Source organism: Pigmentiphaga sp. (assembly GCF_019689535.1).
Lineage (GTDB): Bacteria > Pseudomonadota > Gammaproteobacteria > Burkholderiales > Burkholderiaceae_B > Pigmentiphaga.
In genome coordinates this window covers 1-16,063 of record NZ_JADGHH010000073.1, presented here as the reverse complement: position 1 = coordinate 16,063, position 16,063 = coordinate 1, and the positions used below count along the sequence as shown (strand labels likewise).

At 66.0% G+C, this 16,063-nt stretch carries 16 protein-coding genes; 14 read left to right on the top strand and 2 right to left on the bottom strand.

The genetic code is table 11. The annotated features are described in order from the left end of the window. A partial coding sequence (locus IRZ12_RS08425; protein WP_296467142.1) for an NAD(P)H-dependent oxidoreductase occupies nt 1-457 on the bottom strand: 457 nt, incomplete at its 3' end. Nucleotides 458-600: 143 nt separating this feature from the next. Here IRZ12_RS08425 and IRZ12_RS08420 point away from each other — a divergent pair. From IRZ12_RS08420 to rlmD, 6 genes are all read left to right on the top strand, one after another. Further along, complete coding sequence (locus tag IRZ12_RS08420; RefSeq protein WP_296467139.1) at nt 601-1,512, top strand: LysR substrate-binding domain-containing protein; 912 nt, start codon at nt 601-603, stop codon at nt 1,510-1,512. 253 nt (nt 1,513-1,765) lie between these two features. Further along, nucleotides 1,766-2,530, top strand: coding sequence for a 5'/3'-nucleotidase SurE (gene surE, locus IRZ12_RS08415; RefSeq protein WP_296467136.1), 765 nt, complete (start codon nt 1,766-1,768; stop codon nt 2,528-2,530). Continuing rightward, a complete protein-coding gene (locus tag IRZ12_RS08410; protein ID WP_296467133.1) occupies nt 2,509-3,432 on the top strand; it encodes a protein-L-isoaspartate(D-aspartate) O-methyltransferase in 924 nt (307 codons plus the stop codon). Before surE ends, IRZ12_RS08410 begins: the two co-directional genes overlap by 22 nt. A 17-nt stretch (nt 3,433-3,449) precedes the next feature. Further along, nucleotides 3,450-4,397 carry a peptidoglycan DD-metalloendopeptidase family protein gene (locus IRZ12_RS08405; protein WP_296467130.1) on the top strand — a complete coding sequence of 316 codons (948 nt, stop codon included), beginning with the start codon at nt 3,450-3,452 and terminating at the stop codon, nt 4,395-4,397. An 8-nt stretch (nt 4,398-4,405) separates the two neighbouring features. After that, the gene (locus IRZ12_RS08400; protein WP_296467127.1) at nt 4,406-5,176 is read left to right on the top strand and encodes a 3'-5' exonuclease; all 771 of its coding nucleotides are present in this window, start codon (nt 4,406-4,408) and stop codon (nt 5,174-5,176) included. A gap of 47 nt (nt 5,177-5,223) precedes the next feature. After that, on the top strand, nt 5,224-6,615 hold the full coding sequence (rlmD, locus tag IRZ12_RS08395; protein ID WP_296467124.1) for a 23S rRNA (uracil(1939)-C(5))-methyltransferase RlmD: 1,392 nt from the start codon (nt 5,224-5,226) through the stop codon (nt 6,613-6,615). Between the two features lie 147 nt (nt 6,616-6,762). Here the strand turns inward: rlmD and IRZ12_RS08390 are convergent, their stop codons facing one another. Beyond that, entirely contained in the window at nt 6,763-7,464 is a 702-nt protein-coding gene (locus IRZ12_RS08390; RefSeq protein WP_296467121.1) for a Bax inhibitor-1/YccA family protein, read from the bottom strand. 212 nt (nt 7,465-7,676) lie between these two features. Between IRZ12_RS08390 and ndk the strand changes: the two genes are divergently transcribed. The 8 genes from ndk to der form a co-directional block, all read left to right on the top strand. Continuing rightward, the gene (ndk, locus tag IRZ12_RS08385; protein ID WP_296467118.1) at nt 7,677-8,102 is read left to right on the top strand and encodes a nucleoside-diphosphate kinase; all 426 of its coding nucleotides are present in this window, start codon (nt 7,677-7,679) and stop codon (nt 8,100-8,102) included. 32 nt (nt 8,103-8,134) lie between these two features. Continuing rightward, nucleotides 8,135-9,346 (top strand): 23S rRNA (adenine(2503)-C(2))-methyltransferase RlmN, encoded by a 1,212-nt coding sequence (rlmN, locus tag IRZ12_RS08380; protein ID WP_296467115.1) that lies wholly within the window; start codon nt 8,135-8,137, stop codon nt 9,344-9,346. A gap of 57 nt (nt 9,347-9,403) precedes the next feature. Continuing rightward, nucleotides 9,404-10,348 carry a helix-turn-helix domain-containing protein gene (locus IRZ12_RS08375; protein ID WP_296467113.1) on the top strand — a complete coding sequence of 315 codons (945 nt, stop codon included), beginning with the start codon at nt 9,404-9,406 and terminating at the stop codon, nt 10,346-10,348. Between the two features lie 14 nt (nt 10,349-10,362). After that, nucleotides 10,363-11,664 (top strand): flavodoxin-dependent (E)-4-hydroxy-3-methylbut-2-enyl-diphosphate synthase, encoded by a 1,302-nt coding sequence (gene ispG / locus IRZ12_RS08370; RefSeq protein WP_296467109.1) that lies wholly within the window; start codon nt 10,363-10,365, stop codon nt 11,662-11,664. 47 nt (nt 11,665-11,711) lie between these two features. Beyond that, the gene (gene hisS, locus IRZ12_RS08365; protein WP_296467105.1) at nt 11,712-13,010 is read left to right on the top strand and encodes a histidine--tRNA ligase; all 1,299 of its coding nucleotides are present in this window, start codon (nt 11,712-11,714) and stop codon (nt 13,008-13,010) included. Nucleotides 13,011-13,136: 126 nt separating this feature from the next. Further along, entirely contained in the window at nt 13,137-13,769 is a 633-nt protein-coding gene (locus IRZ12_RS08360; protein ID WP_296467104.1) for a tetratricopeptide repeat protein, read from the top strand. After that, nucleotides 13,769-14,947 carry an outer membrane protein assembly factor BamB gene (gene bamB, locus IRZ12_RS08355; protein ID WP_296467101.1) on the top strand — a complete coding sequence of 393 codons (1,179 nt, stop codon included), beginning with the start codon at nt 13,769-13,771 and terminating at the stop codon, nt 14,945-14,947. Before IRZ12_RS08360 ends, bamB begins: the two co-directional genes overlap by 1 nt. A gap of 21 nt (nt 14,948-14,968) precedes the next feature. Continuing rightward, nucleotides 14,969-16,063, top strand: a 1,095-nt coding sequence (der, locus tag IRZ12_RS08350; RefSeq protein WP_296467098.1) for a ribosome biogenesis GTPase Der, incomplete at its 3' end; no start/stop codon positions are given.

Below are 16,063 nucleotides of genomic sequence, written 5' to 3'. Positions count from 1 at the left end.
CCATGGGCGTGCCGGCATACTTGCCTCCACGGGACGAAACGATCACCACCTTCTTCCCACCCGCCAGGCCCTGTGGCCCCTCGGCCGTATAGCGAAACGTCTTGCCAGCCTGGGCCACCCGATCTATCCACGCCTTCAGCTGAGACGGGATGGAAAAGTTGTACATGGGGGCTCCCACGACGACCACGTCCGCGCCCAGGAACTCTTCGAGCAGCTCATCGGTATATGCGGCCTGCTCGCGGAAACTGGCGTCCGAAGGCAATTCCGCGCCGGGTTGGGGGCGCAACGACTGCAGCAGGGCGCCGTCCAGGTGAGCAGGGGGCTGGGCGACCAGGTCGCGGTGGCGAACCTGCGCTCCGGGGCGGTTCCGGCAAAGCGCCTGGACGATGGCAGCCGTCAATTGACGGGAAACAGAGGCACTGCCGGACGCGCTGGAATCGATTTGCAAGACGTTCACGTGAAACTCCCAATGGCAGACTAGGGTTAATGCGGATGAATTCCAAAGAGGCTTCACGATATATCTTCAACAATAAATTTTAAATTGGCCGCAACGAGATGGACTTTTTCATGCATGGAATAATTCAATAAAAAGGGGGAACCATGCAGGACCTCAACGACATGTACTTGTTCGCCAAGGTCGTGGACTACGGTGGCTATACCGCCGCATCGCGGGCGCTGGGGATACCCGTGTCCCGGATTAGCCGGCGGATCGCGGCCTTGGAAGAAGCGCTTGGCGTGCGATTGCTCCACCGCACGACCCGCAAGATATCGGTCACTGAGATCGGCCATACTTACTACCAGCACTGCGCCGCGCTGGTAGCCGAGGCCGCGGCGGCGCAGGAGGCGGTGGACCGCACTACGTCCCAGCCGCAAGGATTGATACGCTTCAGCTGCCCCGTGGGCCTGCTGCAAAGCGACGTGGCCCGCATCGTCTCGGACTACCTGGCGCGCAATCCCCTGGTGCGGGTGCAAATCGAGGCCACGTCGCGCCGGGTGGACGTCGTGGAAGAAGGGCTCGACCTCGCCCTGCGCGTGCGCCAGCCCCCCTTCGAGGATTCCGAGCTGGTGGTGCGTCCGCTTGCCACCACACGCGCCGTGGTCGTCGCCACGCCCGATTTTTTCGAACGCCACGGACATCCGGAACACGTAGAGGACATCGCCCGCCTGCCCACGCTCAGCATGGTGCAAACAGGGGAGAAGCACGTCTGGCGGTTCAAGGGCCCCGACGGCAAGGAAGCCGCGGTCGCCCACGTCCCGCGCTTGTCCGTGGACGACCTGAACACCCTGCAGACCGCGGCCCTGCAAGGCCTCGGGCTGGCTTGCCTGCCCTGGTTCATGGTGGCTGCGGACGTCGAGGCAGGGCGGCTGCAGGTGACGCTGTCGAAATACACGCTGCCTGAGGGCATCGTACAGGCGGTATTTCCGTCGCGGCGCGGGCTCGTGCCGGCGGTTCGGGGTTTTCTCGACGCATTGGTCGAGGCGTTCCAGAAACAAAGGCCCGTGCCTTGCTAGGGCATGCGCGCAACGTCCGTGCCGGCTAGCGCTACTTGCCGGAGGGGGTCATGTACAATCCCAGAGCATTCGGTGGGCCGGCAGCAGATGCGTTATCCGGAATCGCCAAGCAACCAGGAGGCTGGCCGGCTCGTTCCGGACGACACAAGCCCGCAGGGTCGCCGTGCGGGCTTTTTCGTTCGCGGCCCGTGCCGGCAGCAAGCGTGTTTGATGCTGACTGGAGATGTCATTGCGTAATAGAGCGGGGCGATAGATGTTGATTCTGGTTTCCAACGACGACGGCTACTTCGCCCCCGGCTTGGCCGCTCTCGTCGAAGTGTTGCGCCCGCTTGCCGAACTGATCGTGGTCGCGCCCGAGACCAATCGCAGCGGATCGTCCAACTCGCTCACCCTGGACCGCCCCTTGTCGGTGCGCACGGCCGCGAACGGATTTTTCTATGTCAACGGGACGCCGTCCGATTGCGTGCACATTGCCCTGACCGGGCTGCTCGATCGGCGGCCGGACCTTGTCGTGTCGGGCATCAACGACGGCCAGAACATGGGCGAAGACACGCTTTACTCCGGCACCGTCGCCGCCGCGACCGAGGGCTACCTGTTCGGCATTCCCTCGATTGCGTTCTCCCAAGTGTCGAAGGGATGGACGCATCTGGATGCTGCGGCCGCCACTGCGCGCCGCATCGTCGAGCACTTCATCGAGCGGCCGCTCGAGGCCCCCACATTGCTGAACGTCAATATTCCCAACCTACCGCTCACCGAACTCAAGCCTCCCCGCATCACGCGGCTGGGGCGGCGTCATCCATCGGAACCCGTGGTGCGTTCCTCCACGCCTTACGGCGAGCCGGTCTATTGGATCGGACCGGCGGGGAAGGCGGCCGATGCGACGCCCGGAACGGACTTCCACGCCTGCGCCGACGGCGCAGTGTCTATCACTCCGCTGCGGTTCGACCTGACGCACACTGCGCAGATCGAGCCGCTACGTGCATGGATCCCGACGGAATGGACAGGCGCAAACCGCTGACCCCCGCTCCCGCGGCGCCACGCGCCAGTGGGAACACGCCAACCGCGACGAGGCGGCTCACGCCCTCGGCGCTCCCCGTCACGCCTGCCAACAGCAACACGCGGGTCAGCACCGGCCGCCCCCCTGTGGTCAGGAACGCGGCTACCCCATTGCCTCGCCGGGAGGAAGCCAAGCCCCTCAACAGCAATGCCAGGGTGGTGCCCGCGCGGATCGTCACGCCTTCCGCGGCGCCCCCCGCGCCTGCGGCCGGAGAACCGAACCACGGACTGAACTCGGAACGGATGCGCAGTGCGATGGTGGCCCGCCTGCGTTCCCAGGGCATCGCCGACGAACGCGTGCTCGCGGCGATGCAGGCCATTCCCCGCCATCGCTTCGTCGACGAAGCGCTGGCGAGCCGCGCGTACGAGGACGCGGCACTGCCCATCGGACACGGGCAGACCATCTCGCAGCCCTGGATCGTCGCGCGCATGATCGCCGCCGCGTGCCACGGCCGCGAGCTCGGAAAGGTGCTGGAAGTCGGCACGGGGTGCGGCTACCAGGCTGCGGTGTTGGCAGGCGTCGCGCGCGAGGTGTATTCGATCGAGCGCATCAAGGCCTTGCACGAGTTGGCACGCAGCCGCCTGCGCCCGTTCCGCTTTTCGCACGTGCGGCTCGTTTTCGGCGACGGCATGCAGGGGCTGCCGAGCGCCGCGCCTTTCGACGCCATCGTGGTCGCGGCCGCGGGATTGAAGATTCCTGATGCGCTGGCCGCCCAGTTGGCACTGGGCGGACGGTTGGTGGCGCCGGAAGGCGGCGCTACGCAAAAATTGGTCGTCATCGAGCGCACGGGCGCGCACAGCTGGGTGCGCACCGAACTCGAACCCGTGCGCTTCGTGCCCCTGCAATCAGGTGTGTTGTCGTAATGAAGAGGAGATCTGGGATGCAGAACTGGCGCAAGCCGAGCAGCAAGAAAACCGCTCCGCCCCGGCGTAACGGGACGGACAGCCTCGCACGGGCCGCCATTTACGCACTGGCCTGGACGGGTTGCGCATTGCTGCTGGCGGCCTGCGGGTCGGCGCCCAGGACGGTTCCCGTCGTGGATCGCACCACGCCGCCGTCCAAGTCCGCCGAGCCTCCCGCCACGGCGGGAAGAGAACCGTCTCGCCTGGTCGATGCCGACACGTACGTCGTCAAGCGCGGCGATACGCTGATCCGGATTGCACTCGACCACGGGCAGGATTGGCGCGACATCGCGCAGTGGAACAATCTGCAGGACCCTAATCAGATCCGCCCGGGCCAAGTGCTGCGCGTGACCCGCCCGAGCACGACCGAGGCCAAACCGGCAGACACGACCGTGGCCCAAGTCACGCCCGTGCCGAGCCCGTCGCAATCGACGACGCGTCCGCTGGAGACGCCGGCACCGGCGCCTTCCTCCCCGACGCCGGAACCGCCCGCGCAAGCGCCCAGCACGCCTCCTGCAAAGCCGGCTCCGCCGCCATCACGCACCGAGCCCGCGGGCGATCGCATCGAATGGAGCTGGCCGGCAAGCGGCAAGATCATCGAGAACTTCCACGAAACCCGCAACAAGGGGCTGGACATCGCCGGCACCCCCGGCGACCCCGTGCTGGCGGCAGCCGACGGAAAAGTGGTCTATAGCGGCAGCGGGCTGCGCGGCTACGGGCAACTAATCATCATCAAGCACAACAACACCTTCCTGTCGGCCTATGCCCACAACCGCGCCATGCTGGTGAAGGAAGGGCAGGCGGTGAGGCGCGGGCAGAAGATCGCCGAGCTGGGAAGCACGGACGCCGAATCGCCGCGCCTGCACTTCGAAATCCGCAGGCAAGGCCGGCCAGTCAACCCCATGGATTACTTGCCCCCGCGCTGAGGCCCACCATGACGCCCATGCTGGTCTTCGACCTGGAAACCATCCCCGACGTGGAGGGCTTGCGCAAGCTCAACGGTTGGGGAGACGAGGTACCGGACGCCGAGGTCGTCGCGCGGGCGACTGCTGCCCGACGCGAAGCTGTGGGACACGATTTCCTCCCGCTCCACCTGCACAAGGTGGCGGTGATCGGCTGCGTCTTTCGCGACGACGAGGGATTCCGGGTCAAATGCATAGGCAAGGCCGACGATCCCGAAGCCACGCTGATCTCGGGCTTCTTCAAGACCATCGACCGCTATACGCCCCAGCTCATCAGCTGGAACGGATCGGGATTCGACCTGCCCGTACTGCATTACCGCGGCCTGATACACGGCGTCCAGGCCGCGCGATATTGGGACATGGGCGAAGACGATCGCGACTTCCGCTACAGCAATTACATCAGCCGCTACCACAACCGGCATTGCGACCTGATGGACTTGCTGGCCAAATACAATGGACGCGCCAATGCGCCATTGGACGAGCTGGCCAAGCTCTGCGGCTTCCCCGGCAAACTGGGCATGGACGGCAGCCTGGTATGGGAGGCGTGGCACTCGGGCCGGCGGGAAGAAGTGCGCGCCTATTGCGAAACCGACGTCGTCAATACCTGGCTGGTCTACTGCCGCTTCAGGCTGGTGCGCGGCATGCTGTCGCGAGCCCAATACGAGGCGGAACTGGACTTGGTCCGCAGTACGCTCGAAGCGCTGGACCAGCCTCACTGGAAAGAATACCTCGCAGCGTGGTAAACGCCGCGGGCGCCGCTTGACGCAGCGTCGCCCACTGAAATCGGAACATGGCTCAAGAAACTGATCACACGTTCCAGCAAGGGCTGGAAGGGCAAACCGTTGCCGCCGAGTTCGACGACGGTTCCGTACGCATCGAATCGGTCGACCTGGAGGGGCGGGGCATCGCGCGTCGCCAGGGCAAGGTGGTATTCGTCGAAGGCGCGTTGCCTGGCGAGCGGGTGACGCTCAAGATACTCAAGCGCAAACCGTCCTACGAGCTTGCCGAGGTGGCTGACATCCTGCGCGCCTCCCCCATGCGCGTCGAACCACGCTGCCCGCATTTCGGCGTCTGTGGAGGATGCGCCATGCAGCATGTGGAGCCTTCCGCACAGGTCGCCATCAAGCAGCGCGTGCTGGAAGACACGCTATGGCACATCGGCAAGCTGGTTCCGCAGCGCGTATTGCCGCCCGTTTACGGGCCGTCATGGGGCTATCGCTATCGCGCCCGCCTGTCTGTGCGGGTGGTGGTCAAGAAGGGCGGCGTGCTGGTGGGCTTTCGCGAACGCAAGAGCAGCTACGTGGCCGATATGCGCGAGTGTCACGTCCTGCACCCGCACGTGGCATCGCTGCTCGTGCCGCTACGGGAAATGGTGGCCGCCATGCCGGCGCGCGACCGCATCCCGCAAATCGAAGTCGCCGTGGGTGACAAGCAGGTGGTGCTGGTACTGCGCCACCTGGTTCCACTGGTGGACGAAGACGTGGCCGTCCTCAAGGCCTTCGCTGCACGGCACGACATCCACTGGTGGCTGCAGCCCAAGGGCCCGGACAGCGTGCATCCGCTCGAACCCGCGGACGCCGACGGCCTAGCCTATGCGCTTCCCGAATTCGGCCTGCGCATGCCATTCAAGCCCACCGACTTCACCCAAGTCAACCATGCGATCAACCGGGTACTGGTCTCGCGGGCCATCGCCTTGCTCGACCCCCAGCCCACCGATCGTGTGGCAGACCTGTTCTGCGGCCTGGGCAACTTTACGCTCGCTCTGGCCACGCGCTGTCGCGAGGTGGTCGGCGTCGAGGGCAGCCCGGCGCTGACCGACCGCGCGCTGGACGCGGCGCGCCGGCAGGGGTTGGCCGGGCATACGTCGTTTTCGACCTTGAACTTGTTCGAGGTCGACGAACAATGGCTGCGAGGCCTAGGCCGTTTCGACCGCATGCTGATCGACCCCCCGCGCGAAGGCGCGCTAGCCGTGGCCAAGGCGTTATCCAAGCTGGGCGCGGATAGGCCGCAACGCATCGTGTATGTGTCCTGTAACCCCTCGACCCTGGCGCGCGATGCGGCCATTCTCATCCATGAGGGAGGCTTCGTCCTGCGTGCCGCCGGCGTGGTCAATATGTTCCCGCACACGGGCCACGTCGAGTCGATCGCCGTATTCGAGCCAGGCGGGCCCGGATCGAGTTGAGGGAGGGAAGGGGGCGCGCACGGCGCACCCGGAGAAGGGGAAGGAAAGCGGTGCCGGGGTGAATCCTGGACTTCGGCACCGGCGCCCTCAGGGCGTGCGGCGGGCGCCACCAGCGGCCCGGCCGCCCCACAAGCGCCACCTTGACGTTTAGTCGCGCTCTCCGCCGAAGATCCCGAGCAGCATCAGGAGATTGACGAAGACGTTGTAGATGTCGAGGTAGATCGCCAGCGTCGCCGAAATGTAGTTGGTCTCGCCTCCGTTGACCACCCGCTGCAGGTCCACCAGCATGAAGGCCGAGAAGATTGCGACCGCCAGCACGGAAATGGTCAGCATCAGCGCGGGCAACTGCAGGAAGATGTTGGCAAGCGCGGCGAGCAGGATGACCACGGCGCCGACGAACAGCCATTTGCCCAGGCCGGACAGGTCGCGCTTGATGGTGGTGGAGAGAACCGCCATCGTCCCGAACACCGCCGCCGTTCCGCCGAATGCGGTCATGATCAGCGTGGCGCCGTTGGCCATGCCCAGCACGAAGCCGATCATGCGCGACAGCATCAGGCCCATGAAGAAAGTAAAGGCCAGCAGCAAGACGACGCCCAAGCTGCTGTGCTTGTTCTTCTCGATGGCGAACATCAGGCCAAAGGCGCCCACCAAGAACACGATGGTGGTCAGCCCCGGACTGCCGCCCATCACTTGGGCCAGGCCCGTGCCGACGCCGATCGCCGCCCCTAGCACGGTTGGGATCAAGGACAGCGCGAGCAGCCAATAGGTATTGCGCAGCACGCGGTTGCGCGTGACTTCCCCGGGCGCGGCGCCGGCCCGGGCTAGTGGCGAGGTGCGTAGATCATTCATGGTTGAGCGACTCCTATTCGTGTTTTGGCTCGTTTCGCCCCGCGAGCGGGCATGAGATTGAGAGTCTGAGTATGCCGCAGGGTTCCGCCGACATCCAGTGGGGCGGGCGCCACCCCGCCACAACGCCGGCAGACAGGTGTGCCGTCAGGTAGGCGTGATACAATTTAACGTTTAAGTTCCCCCCAAAGTATTTGTTTTTATTGGAGTTTTTGATGGCCATCGAGCGCACCCTTTCGATCATCAAGCCGGATGCGGTTTCCAAGAACGTCATCGGCCAGATCGTTTCCCGTTTCGAGGCCGCTGGCCTCAAAGTCGTCGCCGCGCGCATGGTGCAGCTCTCGCGCGCCGACGCAGAGCGTTTCTATGCCGTGCACGCCGAGCGCCCCTTCTTCAAGGACCTCGTCGACTTCATGGTCTCGGGCCCGGTGTTCGTGCAAGTGCTCGAAGGCGAGAACGCCATCCAGAAGAACCGCGACCTGATGGGCGCCACCGATCCCAAGAAGGCTGAGAAAGGCACCATCCGCGCCGATTTCGCCGAAAGCATCGATGCCAACGCCGTGCACGGCTCCGACGCCCCGGAAACCGCCAAGGCCGAGATCGCGTTCTTCTTCCCCGAACAAAACATCTACAGCCGCTGAGCCGGGATGTTTTTCTCCCCAAGGAGGCCGGCATGAGCTCCATCTCGCCGACAGCCCTGGCCGACAAGGTCGAACCCCGTTCCGGATCCCCGCGCATCAACCTGCTGGGGCTGGACGCGGCCGGGCTCGCCTCCCTGGTGGAAAGCTGGGGCGACAAGCCGTTCCGGGCCAAGCAGTTGCAGCGCTGGCTGCATCAGCGCGGGGTGGCCGACTTCGGGCAGATGACGGACCTCGCGAAGTCGTTTCGTGAAAAACTGGCCCGCCATTGCGAGGTGCGCGCCCCTGGCGTCCTGACGGTGCACAAATCTGCCGATGGCACGCGCAAGTGGCTGCTCGACGTCGGCAATGGCAACGCCATCGAGACCGTCTTCATCCCCGAGGACGACCGCGGCACGCTATGCATTTCCACGCAGGCCGGTTGCACGGTGGCATGCCGTTTCTGCTCCACCGGGCACCAAGGGTTCAATCGCAACCTGGGCGTGGACGAGATCGTCGGCCAGTTGTGGCTGGCCCGCCGCACCATCGAAGCCGACCGGGAAGGTGCGCGCCTGGCCAACGGGGCGCCGGCGCCCTTGGCCGCGACCGATGACCGGGTAATCAGCAACGTGGTCATGATGGGCATGGGCGAGCCCCTGCTCAATTACGACAACACCGTCGCGGCGCTGCGGTTGATGCTGGACGACAACGCCTACGGTTTGTCGCGCCGCCGCGTAACGGTCTCCACCTCGGGGGTCGTGCCCATGATGGACCGGCTTTCGCGGGACTGCCCGGTGGCGCTCGCGGTATCGCTGCACGCCCCCAACGACGCGCTGCGCAACGACCTCGTTCCCCTGAACCGCAAATACCCACTGCGCGAGCTGATCGCTGCTTGCCAGCGCTACTTGGAATTCGCGCCGCGCGACTTCATCACCTTCGAGTACGTCATGCTCGACGGCGTCAACGACGGTGATGAACATGCCCGGCAGCTCATAGACATTGCGCGACAGGTGTCGTGCAAGTTCAACCTCATTCCTTTCAACCCCTTCCCGCAGTCGGGGCTCAAACGCTCGCCGGCGGCGCGGGTCCGGCTGTTCGCGCAACGCCTCATGGACGCAGGCATCGTCACGACCGTGCGCAAGACGCGCGGGGACGACATCGACGCCGCCTGCGGCCAGCTGGCCGGAGAGGTCAAGGACCGCACGCGCCTCAAAGAGCGGCTGGCCGGCGAAACCCGCTTCGGCCGCATCATCGAGGTGCGCGAGTGAGGCTGTCGCGTTGCCGGCCCGACCTTTCCTGCGGTTGGGCCTGACAAGGAGTCGTCGATGTCTGAACACAACGAAACCGGTCAGCAGGAGCAGCAGGGCGGCCATGCGCCCTCCGGCGCCGCGCCGTCTTCGTCGTCCGTGGGTCGGGAGCTGGCGCGCCTGCGCGAGGCGCGCGGCTGGTCGCAGGAATATGTGTCCGACCGCCTAAAGTTCGCCGTGCGGCAGGTCCGCGCGCTCGAGAACGAGAAGTGGGATGAATTGCCGCAAGGCATGCCGCTGAGGGGCTTCGTCCGCAATTACGCCCGCCTGCTGGAAGTGGATCCGGCCCCGCTGTTGCAGGCCTTGCCTGCCGAGTTGCAGACGACGGACCCGGTGTCGCTCGCACAGGCCTCGTCGCTTTCCAGCCCGCTCGCGATGACGTCCCGCCGCGGCTGGCCGACGGGCCCGCGCAAGCGCCTGGCGCCGTGGCTGGTCGGGGGCATCATGGCCCTGGCCGCACTTGCGCTATTGGGCTACGCGCTCAACCAGCAGGGCAAGCTGTCGTTCGGCGAGCAAACGGCGTCCACGCTCGAAACCCCGGACGGCAGGACAGCAGTGCACGTGGAAACGCCTATTGCACCGCCAGCCGCATCGGTGACAGAAACGCCAGCGGGAACGACGACCGAAACGCCAGTTCCGCCGGCCACTGCGGCGCTGCCTCCGGCACACGAGCCGGCGCCCACCCCGGCACCTGCCGCCGATCCGGAACCCGCAGCCGCCCCGCAAGCCGGACTGGCGCTGAAACTCAAGCAGGCGAGCTGGGTGGAGATCCGCCGGGCGGACGGATCAATCGCCGTCTCGCGCATTCTTCCTGCCAACGAGACCTTCGCGCTCGATCCCGCGGGGGCTCCCTACCGGGTCGTCATCGGCAACGTCAACGGCGTAGACTTGAGCTGGCGGGGCGCTGCGGTCGATCTGACCCCGTACCGCCGCGACAACGTCGCCCGCCTCACCCTGCAATAGCCGTTACCCGAGCCATGAACTCCACGCAGCCCGTCGCCGCCTCCTTTAACGACAGCACACCATATCCGGCCGGACCGGCAGCGCGCCGGCCGACGCGCCAGGTGCGCATTGCCTGGGGCGACGCCTCGGTCGCGGTCGGCGGCGACGCGCCTGTCGTGGTCCAGTCCATGACGAACACCGACACCGCCGATGCCATCGCCACGGCGATCCAGGTCAAGGAGCTGGCGCTGGCCGGCTCGGAGATCGTGCGCATCACCGTCAACACGGCCGAGGCGGCCCGGGAAGTACCGGCCATACGCGAGCAGCTCGACCGCATGGGCGTGAGCGTGCCGCTGGTGGGGGATTTCCACTACAACGGGCACAAGCTGCTGACCCAGTACCCAGAATGCGCACAGGCCCTGTCGAAGTACCGGATCAACCCGGGCAACATGGGTGCCGGCAAGAAGCGGGATGACAACTTCGCGCAGATGATCGAAGTGGCCTGCCGCTATGGGAAGCCGGTGCGCATCGGCGTCAATTGGGGCAGCCTGGACCAGGACCTGCTGGCGCGCATGATGGACGAAAACAACCGCAAGCCCCAGCCCTGGGATGCGCAGGCCGTCATGCGCGAAGCGCTCGTGGTCTCCGCCGTCGACAATGCCCGGCGCGCCGAAGCGCTGGGGTTGCCGGGCGACCGCATCGTCCTGTCCTGCAAAGTCAGCAACGCACAGGACCTCATCGCGGTCTACCGCGATCTTGCGCGTCGCTGCGACTATCCGCTGCACCTCGGGCTGACCGAGGCGGGAATGGGCAGCAAGGGCATCGTGGCGTCCACCGCGGCCATCAGCGTCCTGCTGCAGGAAGGCATTGGCGACACCATCCGCGTCTCGCTCACGCCAGAGCCGAACGGCGACCGCACGAAAGAGGTGGTGGTCGCGCAGGAAATCCTGCAAAGCCTGGGATTGCGCGCCTTCGCGCCCACGGTGGTGGCCTGCCCGGGCTGCGGCCGCACGAGCAGCACCGTTTTCCAGGAGCTCGCATCCGACATCCAGCGCTATCTGCGCGAGCAGATGCCGGTCTGGCGGCTCAAGTACCCCGGCGCCGAGAACCTCCATGTCGCGGTCATGGGCTGCGTCGTCAACGGCCCGGGCGAAAGCAAGTTCGCCGACATCGGCATCAGCCTGCCCGGCACCGGCGAACAGCCGGTCGCACCGGTCTACATCGACGGCCAGCGCGCGGTCACGCTCAAGGGCGAACACATCGCGCGCGAATTCCAGGCGCTGGTAGAAGCGTACGTAGAAAAAAGATTCAACACCCATTCGGCCCCCGCGTCCTGAGCGACGCCCCCATTGCGGGGCGCGCCGGCGCGCAGGGGAGACCTACCATGACGAACGAAACTTTCCAGAAAGTGACCGCGATTCGCGGCATGAATGACATCCTGCCCGCAGATTCGGGCCAGTGGGAGCGCCTGGAGTCGCTCGTGCGCGAGTGGCTGCGCAGCTACGGCTACCGCAACCTGCGCACGCCCGTGCTGGAACAGACGCGGCTGTTCACGCGGGGGATAGGCGAAGTGACGGACATCGTCGAAAAAGAGATGTACAGCTTCACCGACTCGCTCAACGGCGATTCGCTCACCATGCGCCCCGAGTTCACGGCGGGCATGGTGCGCGCGACGATCGAGCACAACCTGCTGTACGACCGTCCGCAACGGGTGTTCGCCATCGGTCCCGTATTCCGGCACGAGCGTCCACAGCGGGGGCGCTACCGCCAGTTCCACCAGATCGACGTCGAAGCGCTGGGCTTTGCCGGGCCCGACATCGATGTGGAGCTGATCCTGATGCTCGCCCGGCTCTGGAAAATCCTGGGCCTGACTGACATCCGCCTGGAAATCAACTCGCTGGGCTCGGCCGAAGAGCGGCTCGCCCACCGGCAAGCGCTCATCGCCTACCTCGAAAAGCACCAAGACCTGCTCGACGAAGACGGCAAGCGGCGCCTCTATACCAATCCGCTGCGCGTGCTCGACACCAAGAATCCCGCCCTGCAAGACATGGCGAACAATGCGCCGCGCCTGCTCGACTACCTGGGCGAGGCATCGCTCGCCCATTTCAACGGCGTGCGCGAGCGGCTCGAAGACGCGGGCATCGAATACCGGGTGAATCCCCGCCTGGTGCGCGGCTTGGACTATTACAACCTGACCGTGTTCGAATGGGTGACCGACCGGCTCGGGGCCCAAGGAACGGTATGTGGCGGCGGCCGCTACGACGGGCTGATTTCCCTGCTGGGCGGCAAGCCAGCCCCCGCGGTGGGGTTTGCCATCGGCGTCGAGCGGCTGCTCGACCTGTGGACACAGGTGCAGCCGCCGCAACCCCAGCCTGAGTGCGACGTATACGTCGTCCACCAGGGCGAATCCGCGGCGCGGGCGGCCATGCGCGTGGCCGAGTCCCTGCGCGACGCCGGGCTAGACGTGATCCTGCATTGCGGGGGCGGCAGCTTCAAGTCCCAGATGAAGCGCGCCGACGGCAGCGGAGCCGAGTACGCCGTCATCCTGGGCGAGGACGAGCTGGCCGAAGGCGTGGCGAGCGTCAAGGCCTTGCGCGCCGATGGCGTGCCGCAACGCAAGATCCCGACCGCGGAGCTGCCCGACTTTCTCGTCACCGAACTGACGGCCGGCGGAGCGGAATAGCCGGTTCTCCCGGCGGGTGGATACGGGATTGCTCCGTATCAGTTAATCTTGCGGCTCTTGAGGTTCCGCGGGCTGCCTGGCGGCCCGCGGCAGATTTTCAGCCATAACCAATCAACCGGGGCGTGCATGGCCTACGACATCGACGAACAGGAACAACTGGAATCACTGAAGGCATGGTGGGCCAAGTACGGCAACCTCGTACTGGGCGTGGCCACCATCGTGCTGCTGGCTGCGGCCGCATGGAACGGCTGGCAGTGGTACCAACGCAACCAAGCCGCCAACGCCATGGTGCAGTTCGAAGCCCTGGAGAAAGCGGTCGAGGCGGGCGATCTGGGACGCGTCAAGGACGCCGCCGGCTCCATCCTGGAAAAGTATTCCGGCACCGGTTACGCGCCGCGGGCCGCGCTGCTGGCGGCCCGTGCCTTCCAGGAGGCGGGGGACGCCAAGTCGGCGCGGGCCCAGTTGCAGTGGGTCATCGACCGCAGCGGCGACGCGGCCCTGGCCGCCGTGGCTCGCGTGCGGCTGGCCGGATTGCTGCTGGACGAGAAGAACTATGACGAGGCGCTCGCGGTGCTAGGCACGCAGCCTCCGGAGGCATTTGCCGCCCTGTATGCGGACCGCCGTGGCGACGTCCTGGCGGCCCAAGGCAAGCGCGAAGAAGCACGCAAGGCGTACGAAGAAGCGCTCGCCAAGCTCGATCCGTCCACCGATCTGCGTTCGTCCATCCAACTCAAACTCGATGCTCTCGGAGGCGCTTGATGGAGTTGCACAACCGCCATACCGGCGAGCGCCGCGGCTGGCGCCGCCTTTGCCAGGCCGCCGCCGTCGCGGCCGCGCTGGCGCTCGGAGGATGCTCGCTCTTTTCCAGCGAGAAGCCGCGCTATCCGCCCGCACCGCTGACCCCGCTCACCCCGACCCTGCCGGTCAGCAATGCCTGGAGCGTCTCGGTCGGCGGCAAATCGGGCGTGGGCTTCGTGCCGGCGGTGGTCGGCGATGCCGTCTACGCCGCCACGAGCAATGGCACCGTCGCCAAGTATTCCCTCGACACGGGAGCCGAGATCTGGCGCACGTCCACGAAAACGGATCTTTCGGCCGGGGTAGGGAGCGACGGGCGCATCACGGCGGTAGCGACGCCCCGCGGGGAAATCATTGCCCTGGACGACACCGGCTCGATCAAATGGCGCGCCCAGGCGACAAGTGAGATCACCATCCCGCCGCTGGTGGGCGATGGCCTGGTCGTGGTGCGCAGCGGCGACTACCGTGTCCAGGCCTATGACGCCGAAACCGGGCGCCGGCGCTGGAGCGTCCAGCGCCCCGGGCCAGCGCTGGCGCTGCGCGCGCCCGGCGAAATGTTGCTCTCGGGAGGCTACGTCTTCACGGGCCTGCCAGGCGGCAAGCTGATCGCCATCTCCACCACCGGCGGCGCCGTGCGCTGGGAAGGCACCGTCGCCATCCCGAGCGGAACCAGCGAACTCGAGCGCGTGGCCGACGTCGTCGGTGCACCCGTCATTTCAGGGCGACAACTGTGCGCGGTCACCTACCAGGGCCGCATCAACTGCTTTGACGTGGGAACCGGCAATTCGGTCTGGTCGCGCGAATTCTCCAGCGTCACGGGCCTGGCCGCCGACGTGCGCTTCGCCTACGCTGCCAACGACCGCAGCGTGGTGCATGGTTTCGCCCTCGACAGCGGCGCCAACATCTGGAAACAGGACGCGCTGCAGAACCGCGGCCTGACCGCACCGGCCTCGGTGGGCCGCGCCATTGCGGTGGGCGACTTCGAAGGCTACGTGCATTTCCTGCAACGCGAGGACGGCGCTTTGCTGGCCCGCATCGCCACCGACGGCAGCGCCATCCTGGCCAGGCCGGTACCGACCGGTCGCGGAGTGCTGGTTCAGACCTCCAAGGGCAACCTGTACTCGATTAATGTCGGTCAATAAGCAGCAAGGTTTTTTTCGACGATGAAACCCTCGACATTCAAACCGGTGATCGCCCTGGTCGGGCGACCCAACGTGGGCAAATCCACGTTGTTCAACCGGCTGACCCGCTCGCGCGACGCGCTCGTGGCTGACTTCCCCGGCCTGACGCGCGATCGCCATTACGGCGAGGGGAGGGTGGGGGGCCATCCCTTCATCGTCGTCGACACCGGCGGCTTCGAACCGGTCGCCAAGCAAGGCATCATGGCCGAGATGGCCAAGCAGACGGTGCAGGCCGTCGATGAGGCCGATGCGGTCATCTTCCTGACCGATGGCCGGGTTGGCCTGACCGGCCACGACCGCGAGATCGCCGATCGCCTGCGGCGTGCCGGACGCAAAGTATTGCTGGCTGTCAACAAGGTCGAGGGCATGTCGCGCGCCACGGCGGCAGCCGAGTTCTACGAACTGGGCCTGGGCGAGCCGTTCGCCATTTCGGCGGCGCACGGCGACGGCGTGGTGGACCTGATCGAGGCCGCCCTGGCCGACCTGGTTCCAGCTACGACTGAAGCGGAAGACGAGCGAGACGGGGAAGAAGAGGCCTTCGTGGCCGTGGACGCCGTCGACCACCGGATCAAGCTCGCCATCGTGGGCCGTCCCAACGTCGGCAAATCCACGCTCGTCAACACCCTGCTGGGCGAGGAGCGGGTCATTGCCTTCGACCAGCCCGGCACGACCCGCGACGCCATCGAGATCGACTTCGAGCGCGGAGGGCGGCGCTACACCCTGATCGATACCGCCGGCCTGCGCAAGCGGGGCAAGGTCTTCGAGGCCGTCGAGAAATTCTCCGTCATCAAGACCTTGCAAGCCATCGAGGCCAGCAACGTCGTCTTGCTGATGCTCGACGCCAGCACGGAAATCTCGGAGCAAGACGCCCATATTGCCGGCTTCGTCCTGGAGACCGGCCGCGCCCTGGTGGTCGCGATCAATAAATGGGATCGCGCCGACAGCGACCAGCGAGAGCAGATCAAGCGCGAATTCGACCGCAAGCTGCGTTTCCTGTCCTTCGCCAAGATGCACACCGTGTCGGCGCTGCGCAATGCCGGCATCGGCCCGCTGCTCAAATCCATCGAAGCCGCGCAC

What these genes read in the sequence shown, in the direction of transcription:
- IRZ12_RS08420 (WP_296467139.1), top strand. Translation starts at nt 601, where the DNA reads ATGCAGGACCTCAACGACATGTACTTGTTCGCCAAGGTCGTGGACTAC.
- surE (WP_296467136.1), top strand. Translation starts at nt 1,766, where the DNA reads ATGTTGATTCTGGTTTCCAACGACGACGGCTACTTCGCCCCCGGCTTG.
- IRZ12_RS08410 (WP_296467133.1), top strand. Translation starts at nt 2,509, where the DNA reads ATGGACAGGCGCAAACCGCTGACCCCCGCTCCCGCGGCGCCACGCGCC.
- IRZ12_RS08405 (WP_296467130.1), top strand. Translation starts at nt 3,450, where the DNA reads ATGCAGAACTGGCGCAAGCCGAGCAGCAAGAAAACCGCTCCGCCCCGG.
- IRZ12_RS08400 (WP_296467127.1), top strand. Translation starts at nt 4,406, where the DNA reads ATGACGCCCATGCTGGTCTTCGACCTGGAAACCATCCCCGACGTGGAG.
- rlmD (WP_296467124.1), top strand. Translation starts at nt 5,224, where the DNA reads ATGGCTCAAGAAACTGATCACACGTTCCAGCAAGGGCTGGAAGGGCAA.
- IRZ12_RS08390 (WP_296467121.1), bottom strand. Translation starts at nt 7,464, where the DNA reads ATGAATGATCTACGCACCTCGCCACTAGCCCGGGCCGGCGCCGCGCCC.
- ndk (WP_296467118.1), top strand. Translation starts at nt 7,677, where the DNA reads ATGGCCATCGAGCGCACCCTTTCGATCATCAAGCCGGATGCGGTTTCC.
- rlmN (WP_296467115.1), top strand. Translation starts at nt 8,135, where the DNA reads ATGAGCTCCATCTCGCCGACAGCCCTGGCCGACAAGGTCGAACCCCGT.
- IRZ12_RS08375 (WP_296467113.1), top strand. Translation starts at nt 9,404, where the DNA reads ATGTCTGAACACAACGAAACCGGTCAGCAGGAGCAGCAGGGCGGCCAT.
- ispG (WP_296467109.1), top strand. Translation starts at nt 10,363, where the DNA reads ATGAACTCCACGCAGCCCGTCGCCGCCTCCTTTAACGACAGCACACCA.
- hisS (WP_296467105.1), top strand. Translation starts at nt 11,712, where the DNA reads ATGACGAACGAAACTTTCCAGAAAGTGACCGCGATTCGCGGCATGAAT.
- IRZ12_RS08360 (WP_296467104.1), top strand. Translation starts at nt 13,137, where the DNA reads ATGGCCTACGACATCGACGAACAGGAACAACTGGAATCACTGAAGGCA.
- bamB (WP_296467101.1), top strand. Translation starts at nt 13,769, where the DNA reads ATGGAGTTGCACAACCGCCATACCGGCGAGCGCCGCGGCTGGCGCCGC.